Below are 13,575 nucleotides of genomic sequence, written 5' to 3'. Positions count from 1 at the left end.
GTTGTACACCGTTGCTAAAAATAAAACTAAAAATTATTTAAAGCGAGATAACCTCTTCCAGCAGAAACTATCTCCAGAGATTCAGTACCATGCCGCTAAAATGGAAGAATTTGAGCTTGATCTGTCTGTGAAAAATATCGGGGATAGCCAGCTTGCCATGATCTTTACCATATGTAACCCTGAGATATCCACCGAATCTCAGGTGGCACTGGCATTGAATTTACTTTGTGGATTTGGTATCCAGGAGATTGCTGATGCTTATCTGACCAATAAAGAAGTGGTCTATAAAAGACTTCAAAGAGCGAAGGAGAAGTTAAAGGAAGTAAATGTCAGGATTGAACAGCCGGATTTAACTGAAATCAGCAAACGTGTAGATACTGTGCTAATCACCCTGTATCTTTTGTTCTCTGAAGGTTATTATTCGACAACGCAGAACACAACTCTCCGAAGAGATTTTTGCGCGGAAGCGATGCGTCTGACCTATTTATTAACCGCTCAGGAGAGAACCAATCTTCCCGAAGTAAATGCATTGTTTTCATTGATGTGTTTTCATGTTTCTCGCTTTGATGCCCGCGCAAATCAGGACGGAGAAACTATATTGTACCACGATCAGGATGAAAGCCTTTGGAATAAGGAATTGATTGATCAGGGCAAGTACTATTTAGGTTTATCTGCCAATGGCAATCAGTTAACCAAATATCATTTGGAAGCTGGTATCGCATATTGGCATACCCACAAAGAGGACACGCCAGAAAAATGGTTACAAATTCTTGAGCTATATAATAACCTTCTGATTATAGAATATTCGCCAATTGTTGCTTTGAACAGGACTTTTGCCCTTGCCAAGGCTTATGGGAAGGCGATAGCTATTGTGGAAGCAGAAAAGTTGAAACTTACAGATAATCTTTTTTATTATTCACTGCTGGGTAACCTGTACACAGATATTGATGATACAGTTGCTTTGCAGCATTATAGACAGGCACTTTTACTCGCCAGTTCGAACGCCGACAAGACAATTATCACCAAATACATTCGGCACTTGACCGTTTAATTCTTAGGTACTTTGCCCAGATAATTATCAAGGCTCCAACGATAAGACGATAGGGTAGCCAATATAAATGCACCAGCACTTGCGCTAAAAACGGAATAATTTAAAGGTGCTTTTAACCCTAGCGTAATGGTCATCACGAATGCAAATGACAACAGCAGCAGGAAACTTCCAATAGCGGATTGCCTGGTTCTATAACCGATAATGAGCAATAGCCCAAATAGCGCTTCACCTGCAGTTGCAATAAAACCCATGATATCTGAAATCGATTTGGATAAAAATGGGAGTAGAGTGTGGGTGTATTCCTGAAAAGACTCCCAGTTGCCCCAGGCAATATTAGTTTGTCCTGCGGCACCCAGCCAGCCAATTCTGTCCAGGACTGCAGAGAAAAAACCAAGTCCTAATGCAATACGCAGAAATAGTTGGGCTGTATCCGTATATTTTTTCATCAATATATTCTTTATTTATAATGCTTTGTTATTAACCTAGGCTAAATGTACTAAAAAGCCTTCTTAGAAAAGATAAATGAGGGTGTCCGAAAAAGTGAGGTCGTCATCTCTTCTATTGTCGAGATGACGATGTGGCATGATGCCATTAGCATAACGACCACCCTCATTTTGTGAAGTATTCCTGCTAACCTTATCTTAAATTACCTGGTTTGCGAATCCAGTTACTATAAGTTTGCTTACCAATACGGGCGTTATCCCCGGGCACAAGAGACTGATCGTTAATTTCTGTACCAAAATATGGAGCATGGACATCTGAGATCACTTCTCTGTTGTCATTTTTAAGGCTAAGGTATTGCCTTACGATTTCATCAAGCCCAATTTTTTCTGGCCCCGCAACTTCTGCTGCGCCATTTAAGGGAGTTCCCACAGCAATATCAGCCAGAGCTTCAACAACATCATCTGATGCGATGGGTTGGAACTTAGCTGACGAAACATGGATCTGATCTCCTTGAGTCCCAGCCTGTGCAATACCTCCTACAAATTCAAAGAATTGTGTGGCATGAAGGATAGAATAAGGAATTCCGGATTCTTTAATTAGTTTCTCTTGGGCAAGTTTGGCCAAAAAATAAGTGTTGGCGTTCGGACGATCGGTGCCAACAACCGATAGCGCAACATGGTGTTTTACGCCGGCAATTTTTTCTGCAGCAATCAGGTTGCGTCCAGAAGTTTCGAAGAAATCCAATACTGCCTTTTGTTCAAATGATGGAGAGTTGGCTACATCAACTACTACTTCTGCGTCTGTTAAAGCTTCTGCCAGTCCTTCTCCGGTAACAGCGTTTACTCCAGTTCCCGGCGAAGCCGCCAATACTTCATGACCCGCTTCGCTTAAAGTGTTTACCAGTTTTGTTCCAATGAGGCCAGAGCCTCCGATTACGACAATTTTCATATGTTAATTTTAAAATTTTGATTGTTTATGATGATAACAATCGTCATTTTAAAATTGGACAAATCAGCAAGTCTTAACTCTTGTTGGTTAAATCAAGATCAGCCTTAATGCACTGATAGAAATTATTTTTTATACAAAAAAGCTTAATCAATTGCCAATATTATTTATTTCTGCTACTGTTTATCTTCTAAATTTGTTATACACATAACCGAAAAACCAGATATCACATGAACAGAAGACTATTGTTGGGCTTGATGTTAATCCTGCTCACAACCTCTGCCTTACAGGCGCAAAAGAAGATTGGTAATGAAACCCCAGAGCAAAAAGACAAAAGAATGGAATGGTGGAAAGATGCCAGATTTGGGATGTTTATCCATTGGGGCTTATACGCTTTACCTGCCCGCCACGAATGGGTAAAAAGTAATGAACACATTACTAACGAAAATTACCAGAAATATTTCGATCAATTTAATCCTGATCAGTTCCAGCCTAAACTATGGGCAAAAAAAGCGAAAGCAGCAGGAATGAAATATGTTGTATTAACCACTAAACACCATGAAGGTTTTACATTGTTTGATAGCAAGTTCACCGATTACAAAGCAACCAATACTTTGGCTAAAAGAGATTTAGTAAAAGAGTTTGTTGATGCTTTTAGAGCAGAAGGCTTAAAAATTGGTTTCTATTACTCACTGATAGATTGGCATCACCCAGATTTCACAGTTGATGAATATCATCCTTTAAAACCGGCAAACAATGATGAAAATCAATATTTAGCATTGAATAAAGGTAGGAATATGGCTAATTACCGTAAATATTTAAGCAATCAGGTTAATGAGATTTTAACTAAGTATGGAAAAATTGATATACTCTGGCTTGATTTCTCATATCCAGGTAAGCATGGCAAGGGCAAAGAAGACTGGGCATCTGTTGACCTGTTAAAGCAGATCAGAAAATTACAGCCGGGTATAATTGTAGATAACAGACTGGATCTAGATGACTACACAGACGGTGCAGATTTTGAAACACCAGAACAGGTTAGTACCGAAGCTTTGGCAAAATTTAAAGGTAAGACATGGGAAACATGCCAGACTTTTTCAGGTTCCTGGGGCTATTACAGAGATGAAAATACCTGGAAAACTAATAAACAATTGCTGAGCTTATTAGTTACCTCAGTTGCCAATGGTGGTAATTTATTGTTAAACGTTGGTCCAACAGCCAGGGGCGAATTTGATAACCGGGCAAATACCGCACTGGATAGTCTTGGACTTTGGATGCATGCTAATTCTAAGTCAATTTACGGATGCACTTTTGCACCAGATAAATTTAAACCTGCTCCGGGAACCCAGCTTACCTACAACAAAGCTGGCAAAAAACTGTATGTTCATCTTTTTGAATATCCTAAAGATGGCAAAATAGTGCTGGATGGATATGGTGAAGACGTCGTTTATGCCCAGTTTTTACATGATAATTCAGAACTCTTAACTGATAAAGACAAATCGACTTCCGGTAGTCTTGTCTTGAAATTACCAACCCAAAAACCAAACTTTCAAATTCCGGTTATTGAATTGAGTTTGAAATAATTCATTTTATTGTCTCGCAGCTATTTCTGTGAGACAATAATTTTCTATATTTGTTAGGCAATCGATTGTTTCGTTGTTTAATAACCAAATAAAAGTATGACGATCTGTAAACGAGTTATGTGTTGCGTGGCATTTTTCACCTGCTGTGCAACTTATACCTGGGCCCAAAGCGCCAACCCTTATGTCCTAAACGCAGGAACTAAACCTTATTTATTGCGTAGTTATCTCATGTTCGATGGAAAGAAACGTACACACGTAATTTCTGTAGGCACTTCTGAGAAACTGAACTATTCTTATGATTTGAAACAGGGAGCATTATTGCAGGTATGGCGTGGGCAATTTCTTGATGTGACTGAAATGTGGAAGGATAGAGGAGAGCCTCAACTAGCCAAACCTTTAGGTACTGTGTTACCCCTTTCTGCAGCTCCTGCAATTACAGCACTGACTGATCAAAATGCAGTATGGCCTGATTCTATAAGCTTTGATGATCTCCAAAATAAGGGATATGTATTAGATAAGAGCAAGATGCCAACGTTTTTATATTCCTCAAATGGTGCTGATATAAGTGATAAAATAGTAGTGCAAAGCGGAGGTAGTGGTATAGACCGTACAATAAGCATTAGCAATAGCAAGGGACCTCTTTATTGCAGGATTGCTGCCGCACAAACTATCACTGCATTGAAAGACAACACTTATAGCATTGGAAATAAAGCATATACTATAAAAGTATCCGCTGAAACAAAGACTTTTATAAGGAAAACAAAAAATGGTCAGGAACTGCTTGCTCAATTGGCCAATGGAACTGATTCATTAACCTATTCTCTAATCTGGTAATCAAAGAATGAAAAATTCAAAATACTTATTGTCTCTTTTATTACTGGGTGCTGGTATTGTAAACTCAAATGCACAAACAGAAAGTCAAATATTTCCAATTGTTACTGTTCCAATTCCCAAAGAAATAGCACTTGAAGTTGGTGGAATGACCTTTTTACCCAACGATGAATTGGCTGTGGCTACACGCCGTGGCGAGGTATGGATTATCACAAATCCATATATGAAAGATGGGGAGCAACCTAAATATCGCCTATTTGCGCATGGTATGCATGAAATATTAGGCTTAAACTATATTAAGGGGGATATTTATCTGACTCAGCGCGCTGAGCTTACACGCCTCCGGGATCTGGATGGTGATGGTGAAGCCGATGAATACCGAACAATGTATTCCTGGCCATTATCCGGCAATTATCATGAGTATGCCTATGGCCCTATGCTAGACAAGGATGGCAACATGGTAGTTACCCTAAATTTAGGGTGGATAGGATTTGGAGAAAGCATGTCCAAATGGCATGGCTGGATGCTCAAATTCACTCCCGATTTTACCATGAAGCCCTTTGCTACTGGCTTCCGTTCACCTGCGGCTTTCGCTCTGAATAACAATGGTGATGTATTTTATGCAGAGAATCAGGGCGATTGGGTAGGCTCAGGTAGCATCACTCATGTTGAAGAGGGCGACTTTTTAGGCAACCCTGCAGGCTTGATCTGGGCTGATCAGCCTGGCTCTCCAGTAAAGCTTCGGAAAAAAGATATTCCGGATACAGGTGAACCCAAGTACGATGTAGCCAAAAGGGTACCCGGATTAAAAACTCCTTCTGTATGGATCCCACATTCTATCATGGGTAATTCAACTTCCGGAATCCTTAATTATTCAGATAATGGAAATATGGGCCCTTTTAAAGGACAGCTGTTTGTAGGCGACCAGGCCCAGAGTAAAATCAGTAGGGTATTCCTTGAAAAGGTTAAAGGGGTTTACCAGGGGATGGTATTTCCTTTTCGTGAAGGATTTTCTTCGGGTATATTAAGAATGAACTGGGGTTCTGATGGCAGTATGCTTGTAGGTATGACTTCAAGAGGATGGTCTTCAACCGGAAAAGAAGAATATGGACTGCAGCGTTTGACTTGGTCTGGCATCATGCCTTTTGAGGTGCAAACCGTAAAGGCTCAGCCCGACGGTTTCGAGCTGGAATTTACCATGCCAGTAGATGAAAAAACTGCCCGTAATGCTGGCTCTTATAAATTATCGACTTTTACTTATAAGTACCATCATATTTACGGAAGTCCGGTGATAAACCAATCTCCCCGCAACATTAAAGCAATCGTAATCTCTCCAGATCATAAACGCGTACGATTAGTACTGGATAGTTTAAAAGAAGGGTATATTCATGAGATCAGAACTGAAGGACTACGCTCAGAAGGCGACAATACCCCTCTGCTCCACAATTATGGATATTATACTTTAAATAAGATTCCGGATGGAGAAAAAGTAGTGGCAACGGCCGAAAACAAACCAACTGGTAGCATGCAGACTTCAAACGCAGCACAAGGTATGGATCATCATCACATGGGGAATATGACAGCCAACAACAGCAAAATTACTGGTAGTACTGCAGCAGGGAAACACATTACCAAACAGCCAATAAGCTGGAAGAACGGGCCGGATAAAACCATTTTATTAGGAACCAAACCGGGATTGAAATTTGACATTACAAATTTGACTTTAAAAGCAGGAACGAAAGTGAAGCTAACCTTTGCCAATACAGATGATATGCTGCACAATTTTGTGCTCACAACTCCAGGAGCGGGTAATGTTGTCGGAGAAATGGTGATGAAGATGGGGCTTGATGGTGAAAAGTATGATTTTGTTCCTAATAGTGCTAAGGTACTTGCACATACCACATTATTGCAACCGGGAAAATCAGATACTATTTATTTTACTGTACCAAAAACACCTGGGATATATCCTTTTATCTGTTCTTATCCTGGCCACTACACGGTAATGAAGGGACAGATCAAAGTGATTAAATAGATCATGAACCTAGCGATTGTAATATGTTCTTCTTCCTTTAACAGTGTTACAATAATCGTATAAGTTCATTCGCAATAGATGAGCGCCGAGTGCCAGGCTCGCAAGAGTATCGATGCCATATTTTTTATCCAGCAAGCTTAAAATATAATCTGTCATATAGGGATGAGTAAAATCATCCCTTTGTACTTTTACTTCAAGGTTATTAATGGTATAATAATAGATCCAACTCGTAATGATCTTTTGTATCAGGAATTCTTGCTCTGAAACAAGTAACTCATAATTTCTTTCTTGTACAGCAATAGGACTAAAATCTATGTTCAGGAACTGTATAAAATGATTATAATGGACGTCAAATAATTCCCTGGTCAGATTGTTAAATAAACAATTGACATTTTTATTTTCCACCCTCAGGTGTTTACCTTCGGGTTGGATAAAGAAAAGTTCAGCGGTTTTAACCCAGGGTTTTCCAGGTCGATAATGATAGATATCATCCGGATGTCCGCTGTCTTTTGAGTAGAATRACGGTTTCAATGCAATACGGCTTCTAGAAAATCTAGATCCTCCTCTTCATCAAACCCGAGTTCATCTTCTTCATCAAAATCGAGATTATCAAGATCTTCCTCAATTGGGAATTCATCATCCTCAAGATCATCATCTTCAAATTGGATATCGTCGTCTTCTGGTGGGCCATTCAATAATGAATTCCAATTATCAGTTTCTGCTGTTAAAGCTGGATCCATGATCGCTGTCTGCTTTTCTTTTATTTTGGTTTCCATAAAGCTGTTTTGATTAGTTTTCAAATTTTACCAATACGCTCGTCCAAAGTATTAAGGTATACCCTAAAAAATATAAAACCTTAATTACTTTAAATTTACGGTTTTAATTGAGAACTAGGAAGATAAAAAAACATCTGGTCGTGCGGCATCACTGTCTTTTCTCAATATTGTCAATTTATTAGAAAAGCTAGCTAAATTCTGCATCTCTTCATGTCTTTCTATGGGCTATTTTTGTTAAAAAAAATAAACTATGAAAATAAAATGGTCGGGCGTATTTCCAGCCGTAACAACCAAGTTTACGGATAATGATGAGTTAGATTTCAATGCATTTGACGAAAATATCTATGCCCAGCTCGAGGCGGGTGTTGATGGACTAATCCTTGGGGGATCTCTGGGCGAAGCAAGCTCACTTACAAACGAAGAAAAATTTGGGTTACTGTCTCATACCATAAAATTGGTAAATGGAAGGGTACCGGTTTTACTCAATATTGCAGAATCAACTACCAAAGCAGCAGTACAAGTCGCAAAAACAGCTAAGGAATTAGGGGCTAGCGGCTTAATGCTTTTACCACCAATGCGTTATTATGCCGATGATGAAGAAACACTTGCTTTTTTTAAATCAGTTGCTGAAAGTACAGACTTACCAATCATGATTTACAACAATCCAGTAGATTATAAAATTGAGGTAACATTGGATATGTTCGCAGAACTTGCTAACTATGAAAACATTCAGGCTGTCAAAGAATCGACAAGGAACATTTCGAACATTACAAGAATGATCAACAGATTTGGAGACCGGTTTAAAATCTTTACGGGAGTAGATCCTATCGCTATGGAAAGTCTGGTAATGGGAGCACATGGATGGGTAGCAGGACTTGTAGATGCCTTTCCTAAAGAAACAGTAGCAATTTACCGCTTGGTAAAATCTAACAGGATACAGGAAGCTTTAACAATTTACAGGTGGTTCCTTCCGGTTCTTGAATTGGATATTCATCCTAAACTTGTACAATATATAAAACTCGCTGAGGTGGGTACCGGTATAGGAACAGAAAACGTAAGAGCACCGCGATTAAAAATTAAAGGTAAAGAACGCGAGCGTGTCCTTAAGATTATTAACGATGCATTGGTGGCAAGACCTGTATTACCAGAAAACAGCTGGGGAGTGTTAGAATCACCAGCTGTATGAACGGAAGGAGCATAATTGCATCCCAATATTCCAAAAGGACAGCCAAAGTCTTCTATGCGAGTAATCCTGCATCAGGTGAGCTACTTAAAGAGGAATTTTTCAATGCTGTTGTCGAAGATTTAAATGAGGCAATGACTGCAGCGACAGAAGCGCACTACAAACAACTCCCTAAAAGTATCAGGGTTGCCTTCCTTAGAAGTATAGCAGAGGAACTTGAGTTTATCGGTGAAGAGTTGGTAGCGCGTGCGCAGTTGGAAAGTGGTTTAACTAAAGTACGCTTAACAGGCGAATTGGCAAGAACTACCGGACAACTCAGGCTCTTTGCAGACCAGGTTGAAGAAGGTTCATGGCTGAATGCCATCATTGATACTGCTATTCCAGATCGACAACCAATTCCTAAACCCGACATCAGGCGAATGCTGGTGCCCTTGGGGCCAGTGGTTGTATTCGGTGCGAGTAATTTCCCGCTTGCATTTTCTGTTGCCGGAGGAGATACGGCTTCTGCATTTGCTGCCGGTTGCCCAGTTATTGTGAAAGCCCATGCTGCCCACCCTGGCACCAGTGCGCTTGCTGGTCAGGCGATCATGCGCGCCCTACACAAATCTGGAGTACATCATGGTTTTTTTTCAATGTTATTTGATGAGGGCTATGAAATAGGAGAAATGCTTGTTAAGCATTCAGAAACCAGAGCGGTCACTTTCACAGGTTCATATCAAGGAGGAATGGCTTTACTCAAAATGGTGCAGCAGAGGAAAAATCCGATTCCATTTTTTGCAGAAATGGGAAGCATAAATCCCATATTTCTGTTGCCACAGGCATTAAAAAGCAGGGCAGGGCAAATTGCTTCCACTTATGCAGGATCAATTACCATGGGCGCAGGACAATTTTGTACAAACCCAGGTTTGCTGATTGCTGTTAAATCAAAGGAGCTTGATATTTTTATAGAACACTTAAAAATAGAAATAGAGCGTGTAGCTTCTGCTACCATGCTTACAGTTGGCATCTACAACAATTATAAAAAACGAACCACAGAGGTGCTTAAACAACCAAATACAGAAGTTTTAGCGGCTTCCCTGGTTTTAAATGCTGATGCCAGCTGTCAGGCACTATCTATTGTATCAWCAATTTCGGGGAACGAATTTCTCCAAAACCCAGTGCTTCAGGAAGAAATTTTTGGGCCATACTCTATGCTTGTTATAGCCGACGACACCAGGCAGCTTACTGATATAGCCGATATCCTGCAGGGGCAATTGACCATTACAATGATGGCTGAACCATCGGAACTGGCTGAATATCATTTGCTGATCGAGAAGTTAAAAGATAAAACGGGCCGTTTAATCCTCAACAATCCACCAACAGGGGTAGAGGTTTGCGCAGCCATGCAACATGGCGGACCTTTCCCGGCTACAAATGATTCACGTTTTACTTCTGTTGGATCAACCGCTGTGCTTCGTTTTTGTCGACCATTAGCCTGGCAAAACTGGCCTGATGAAATGCTTCCTGATGAATTAAAAGAAAAGAATCCACTCAATATTTTCAGATTGATAAATAACAAATGGACTAAATAGCCATGAATAGCAAAACTTTTTTTTGTGTAGATGCACATACCTGCGGTAACCCGGTAAGGCTTGTCGCCGGAGGAGGACCCGTCCTAAACGGGAAAAATATGAGTGAGAAACGGCAACATTTTTTGAAAGAATTTGATTGGATCCGCAAAGGGTTAATGTTTGAACCCCGGGGCCATGATATGATGTCGGGCAGTATACTTTATCCTCCTCATGATCCTGCAAATGATGTTGCAGTATTATTTATAGAAACGAGTGGCTGCCTTCCAATGTGCGGACATGGTACAATTGGCACCATCACTATAGCCATTGAAGAAGGATTAATAAAACCAAAAATCCCAGGACTTGTACGCATGGAGGCGCCTGCCGGTCTGGTTTTAATTGAATATAAAGAAACAGCTGGAAAGGTGATTTCTGTTAAACTTCGAAATGTGCCTGCGTACCTCGCCGCTGAAAATCTTTCGATTGAATGTCCGGAATTGGGAGAGTTCTTTATTGATGTTGCCTATGGCGGTAATTTCTACGCCATTATTGATCCTCAGAAGAATTTTAAAGGCATACAGGAGCATACCGCCGGTCAGCTTATTAGCTGGAGTCGAGATATCCGAAAGCAAATCAATGAAAGGTATAGTTTTGTGCACCCGCAAGATCCTACAATTAATGGCTGCAGCCATATTCTTTGGGCGGGAGATACGATTGATCCTACCGCTACCGCTCGAAATGCGGTATTTTATGGCGACAAAGCTATAGATCGTTCACCTTGCGGCACGGGTACATCAGCTAGAATGGCGCAGTGGCATGCAAAGGGAAAATTGAAAAAAGGAGATGTTTTTATTCATGAAAGCATCATAGGAAGCAAATTCACAGGTAGGATTGAGGATGTTGTTACGATGGATAAATACGATGCTATTATTCCAAGCATCGAAGGCTGGGCCGAAGTATATGGATACAACACCATTAAAATAGATGACAGAGACCCGTATGCTCATGGATTTCAGGTGATATAAGATATAAGAAACAAATGCAGAAAATTATAATAATAGGTGCTGGAATTGTCGGACTAAGTTCTGCTTATTACCTAAGCAAAAAGGGACATCAGGTAACCGTAATCGACAAAGGCAGTATTAAAGACAGTTGCTCATTTGGCAATGCGGGTATGATCGTTCCCAGTCATTTTATCCCGCTTGCAGCACCCGGAATGATTAGTCAGGGGTTTAGATGGATGTTCAATAGCAGCAGCCCATTTTATGTAAAGCCATCCCTAAGTTCCGGACTGCCTGCCTGGGGCATCAAATTTCTTCGAAAGGCAAATAAAAAGCATGTTACAGAATCCGCAGAGCCACTACGGAACATCTCACTGCTCAGCAAAAAATTATACGAAGGACTTTATAGCAATCCTGCACTGGATTTTGACCTCACCAAAAATGGAATTTTAGCTTACTATAAAACCGAAGCTGCTGCAGAAGAAGAATTGCACCTGGCACTTAAAGCAAAGGAACTTGGATTGGATATAGCTATATTAAATTCCGATGAATGTAAAGCACTCCAGCCAAAACTGGATCTGGATGTACTTGGAGCGGCTCACTATCGATGCGATGCGCACCTTGATCCAGCTAAATTAATGGAATTGTTAACCCTGCATTTGGAAAGACAGGGAGTAGAGATTTTGCGAAATCTAGAGGTTACTAATATCGAACGCTCCGGCAAGAATATTAGCGCTATCTATACCGGCGCAACAAAGTGGAACGCCGACCAATATGTATTGGCAGCAGGAGCCTGGTCACCTTCACTAGCAAAAATGTTAAATCTGAATTTATCCCTGATGCCGGGAAAAGGATATTCATTTATGGAGGATGAACCGGAACAAAGAATGACCATTCCGGCATTACTGTGTGAAGCAAGAGTTGCCATTACCCCAATGAATGGACAACTCAGGTTTGGTGGAACAATGGAAATTGCAAAAATTAACAACAAAATAAACATGAACAGGGTCCAGGGAATTTTAGAATCCGTGCCTAAATACTTTCCTGGGTTAGCACCTAAATTGCCCCGTATTGATCATATCTGGTATGGCTTCAGACCCTCATCTCCTGATGGATTACCTTATATCGGTTACGGCTCCGGCACAGCTAATTTGGTTATTGCTACCGGTCATGGAATGATGGGCTTAAGTCTTGGTCCGGCAACAGGTTTACTAGTAAGTCAACTAATCGATCAGGAAAAAACAGAAATAGAAATTTCAGCTTTCCATCCCAACAGATAATACGATTTTAGCTACCTATAGCCGAATATTAGCATACTTAAGCTATAGGTAGCACTCTTTTGGTTAAGATTGTGTAAATTGGGTATCAATAAACGGGAGCGTATGAAAGTTTTACCTTTTACCATTTTAGTACCTGCTGATAGAAGTGTTGTCAGTGAAGAGATCGAATTACCATACTTTTACCCATATCTTCACCGACATGAAGAGTGGCAGCTTACCTGGGTGGAGCAAGGAGAAGGAACCCTAATTGCAGGGAACAACATGCATGTCTTTTCTTCAGGGGATATTTTTCTTGTAGGAGCCAATCTGCCACATTTATTTAAAAGTAATCCTGATTATTTCAGCACTGAGAGCGGCAAATCGGTTAAGGCCCATTCTATCTATTTCAACACTAAAAATACACTTTCCGGCTTATTTGACCTTCCCGAATTGAAAGCCGCTAATTCCTTTCTAGACAACTATAAGCACGGATTTAAGATTCCAGCCAATCAATGCACAAAGATTGCTGCACAAATTAAACAAATACATCATTCTGCTGGTATGGTATTGTTGTCTAATTTCCTGAGCTTAATGAATATGATCCAATCTATAGACAACGATGTTGAAGTTTTATGTCCGGAGGTTTATTCTGCAAGTCTTACCGAAAATGAAGGTATGCGATTGAGCCGGATTATCAACTTCATCATGAAAAATTATCATAACAAGATCGATCTGGAAGACATCTCTAATACTGCATATATGAATCCGCATGCATTTTGCCGATACTTCAAGAAACATACCGGTCACACGTTTGTTTCGTTTCTAAATGAAGTAAGAGTAAATGACGCTTGTAAAAAGCTGCTTTCTGAAGGAAATCCAGAGTCTATTGCAAACGTAGCCTATAAGGTAGGGTTCAATAG

The 13,575-nt window shown here is 40.3% G+C and carries 13 protein-coding genes; 9 read left to right on the top strand and 4 right to left on the bottom strand.

Going from position 1 to position 13,575, the window contains the following annotated elements:
- Window positions 1-1,051: RNA polymerase sigma factor (locus AC1DDX_RS11980; protein WP_477622082.1), on the top strand; the 1,051-nt coding region annotated here is incomplete at its 5' end.
- Here the strand turns inward: AC1DDX_RS11980 and AC1DDX_RS11975 are convergent.
- Complete coding sequence (locus AC1DDX_RS11975; protein ID WP_172662860.1) at window positions 1,048-1,497, bottom strand: DoxX family protein; 450 nt, start codon at window positions 1,495-1,497, stop codon at window positions 1,048-1,050. The two genes, AC1DDX_RS11980 and AC1DDX_RS11975, sit on opposite strands and share 4 nt — an antisense overlap.
- Before the next feature lie 190 nt (window positions 1,498-1,687).
- Window positions 1,688-2,443, bottom strand: a complete 756-nt coding sequence (locus AC1DDX_RS11970) for an SDR family oxidoreductase (protein ID WP_337716179.1) — start codon at window positions 2,441-2,443, stop codon at window positions 1,688-1,690.
- Between the two features lie 227 nt (window positions 2,444-2,670).
- On the opposite strand from AC1DDX_RS11970, the gene AC1DDX_RS11965 reads away from it, so the two are divergent.
- The 3 genes from AC1DDX_RS11965 (at window position 2,671) to AC1DDX_RS11955 (ending at window position 6,886) form a co-directional block, all read left to right on the top strand.
- On the top strand, window positions 2,671-4,023 hold the full coding sequence (locus AC1DDX_RS11965) for an alpha-L-fucosidase (protein ID WP_172662862.1): 1,353 nt from the start codon (window positions 2,671-2,673) through the stop codon (window positions 4,021-4,023).
- 126 nt (window positions 4,024-4,149) lie between these two features.
- Window positions 4,150-4,857 carry a hypothetical protein gene (locus tag AC1DDX_RS11960; protein ID WP_477622081.1) on the top strand — a complete coding sequence of 236 codons (708 nt, stop codon included), beginning with the start codon at window positions 4,150-4,152 and terminating at the stop codon, window positions 4,855-4,857.
- 7 nt (window positions 4,858-4,864) lie between these two features.
- A complete protein-coding gene (locus AC1DDX_RS11955; RefSeq protein ID WP_337716183.1) occupies window positions 4,865-6,886 on the top strand; it encodes a plastocyanin/azurin family copper-binding protein in 2,022 nt (673 codons plus the stop codon).
- A 9-nt stretch (window positions 6,887-6,895) separates the two neighbouring features.
- Here AC1DDX_RS11955 and AC1DDX_RS11950 read toward each other — a convergent pair whose 3' ends face one another.
- Both AC1DDX_RS11950 and AC1DDX_RS11945 read right to left on the bottom strand, forming a co-directional pair.
- On the bottom strand, window positions 6,896-7,417 hold the full coding sequence (locus AC1DDX_RS11950) for a hypothetical protein (protein ID WP_477622080.1): 522 nt from the start codon (window positions 7,415-7,417) through the stop codon (window positions 6,896-6,898).
- Complete coding sequence (locus tag AC1DDX_RS11945; RefSeq protein ID WP_172662866.1) at window positions 7,414-7,662, bottom strand: hypothetical protein; 249 nt, start codon at window positions 7,660-7,662, stop codon at window positions 7,414-7,416. The genes AC1DDX_RS11950 and AC1DDX_RS11945 overlap by 4 nt, the downstream gene beginning before the upstream one ends.
- A gap of 250 nt (window positions 7,663-7,912) precedes the next feature.
- Here AC1DDX_RS11945 and AC1DDX_RS11940 point away from each other — a divergent pair, with 250 nt between their 5' ends.
- The 5 genes from AC1DDX_RS11940 to AC1DDX_RS11920 all read left to right on the top strand — a co-directional run.
- Complete coding sequence (locus AC1DDX_RS11940; RefSeq protein WP_337716185.1) at window positions 7,913-8,848, top strand: dihydrodipicolinate synthase family protein; 936 nt, start codon at window positions 7,913-7,915, stop codon at window positions 8,846-8,848.
- Window positions 8,845-10,416, top strand: coding sequence for an aldehyde dehydrogenase (NADP(+)) (locus AC1DDX_RS11935; RefSeq protein ID WP_477622079.1), 1,572 nt, complete (start codon window positions 8,845-8,847; stop codon window positions 10,414-10,416). The genes AC1DDX_RS11940 and AC1DDX_RS11935 overlap by 4 nt, the downstream gene beginning before the upstream one ends.
- Window positions 10,417-10,418: 2 nt before the next feature.
- On the top strand, window positions 10,419-11,420 hold the full coding sequence (locus tag AC1DDX_RS11930; RefSeq protein ID WP_172662869.1) for a 4-hydroxyproline epimerase: 1,002 nt from the start codon (window positions 10,419-10,421) through the stop codon (window positions 11,418-11,420).
- A 14-nt stretch (window positions 11,421-11,434) separates the two neighbouring features.
- Window positions 11,435-12,676, top strand: coding sequence for an NAD(P)/FAD-dependent oxidoreductase (locus AC1DDX_RS11925; protein ID WP_288879299.1), 1,242 nt, complete (start codon window positions 11,435-11,437; stop codon window positions 12,674-12,676).
- Between the two features lie 102 nt (window positions 12,677-12,778).
- Window positions 12,779-13,575, top strand: a 797-nt coding sequence (locus tag AC1DDX_RS11920; RefSeq protein ID WP_477622078.1) for an AraC family transcriptional regulator, incomplete at its 3' end; no start/stop codon positions are given.

The organism is Pedobacter sp. 10L46_2, from assembly GCF_056395165.1.
The sequence above is the reverse complement of the archived record's forward strand: the minus strand, read 5'-3'. Positions and strand labels throughout refer to the sequence as shown.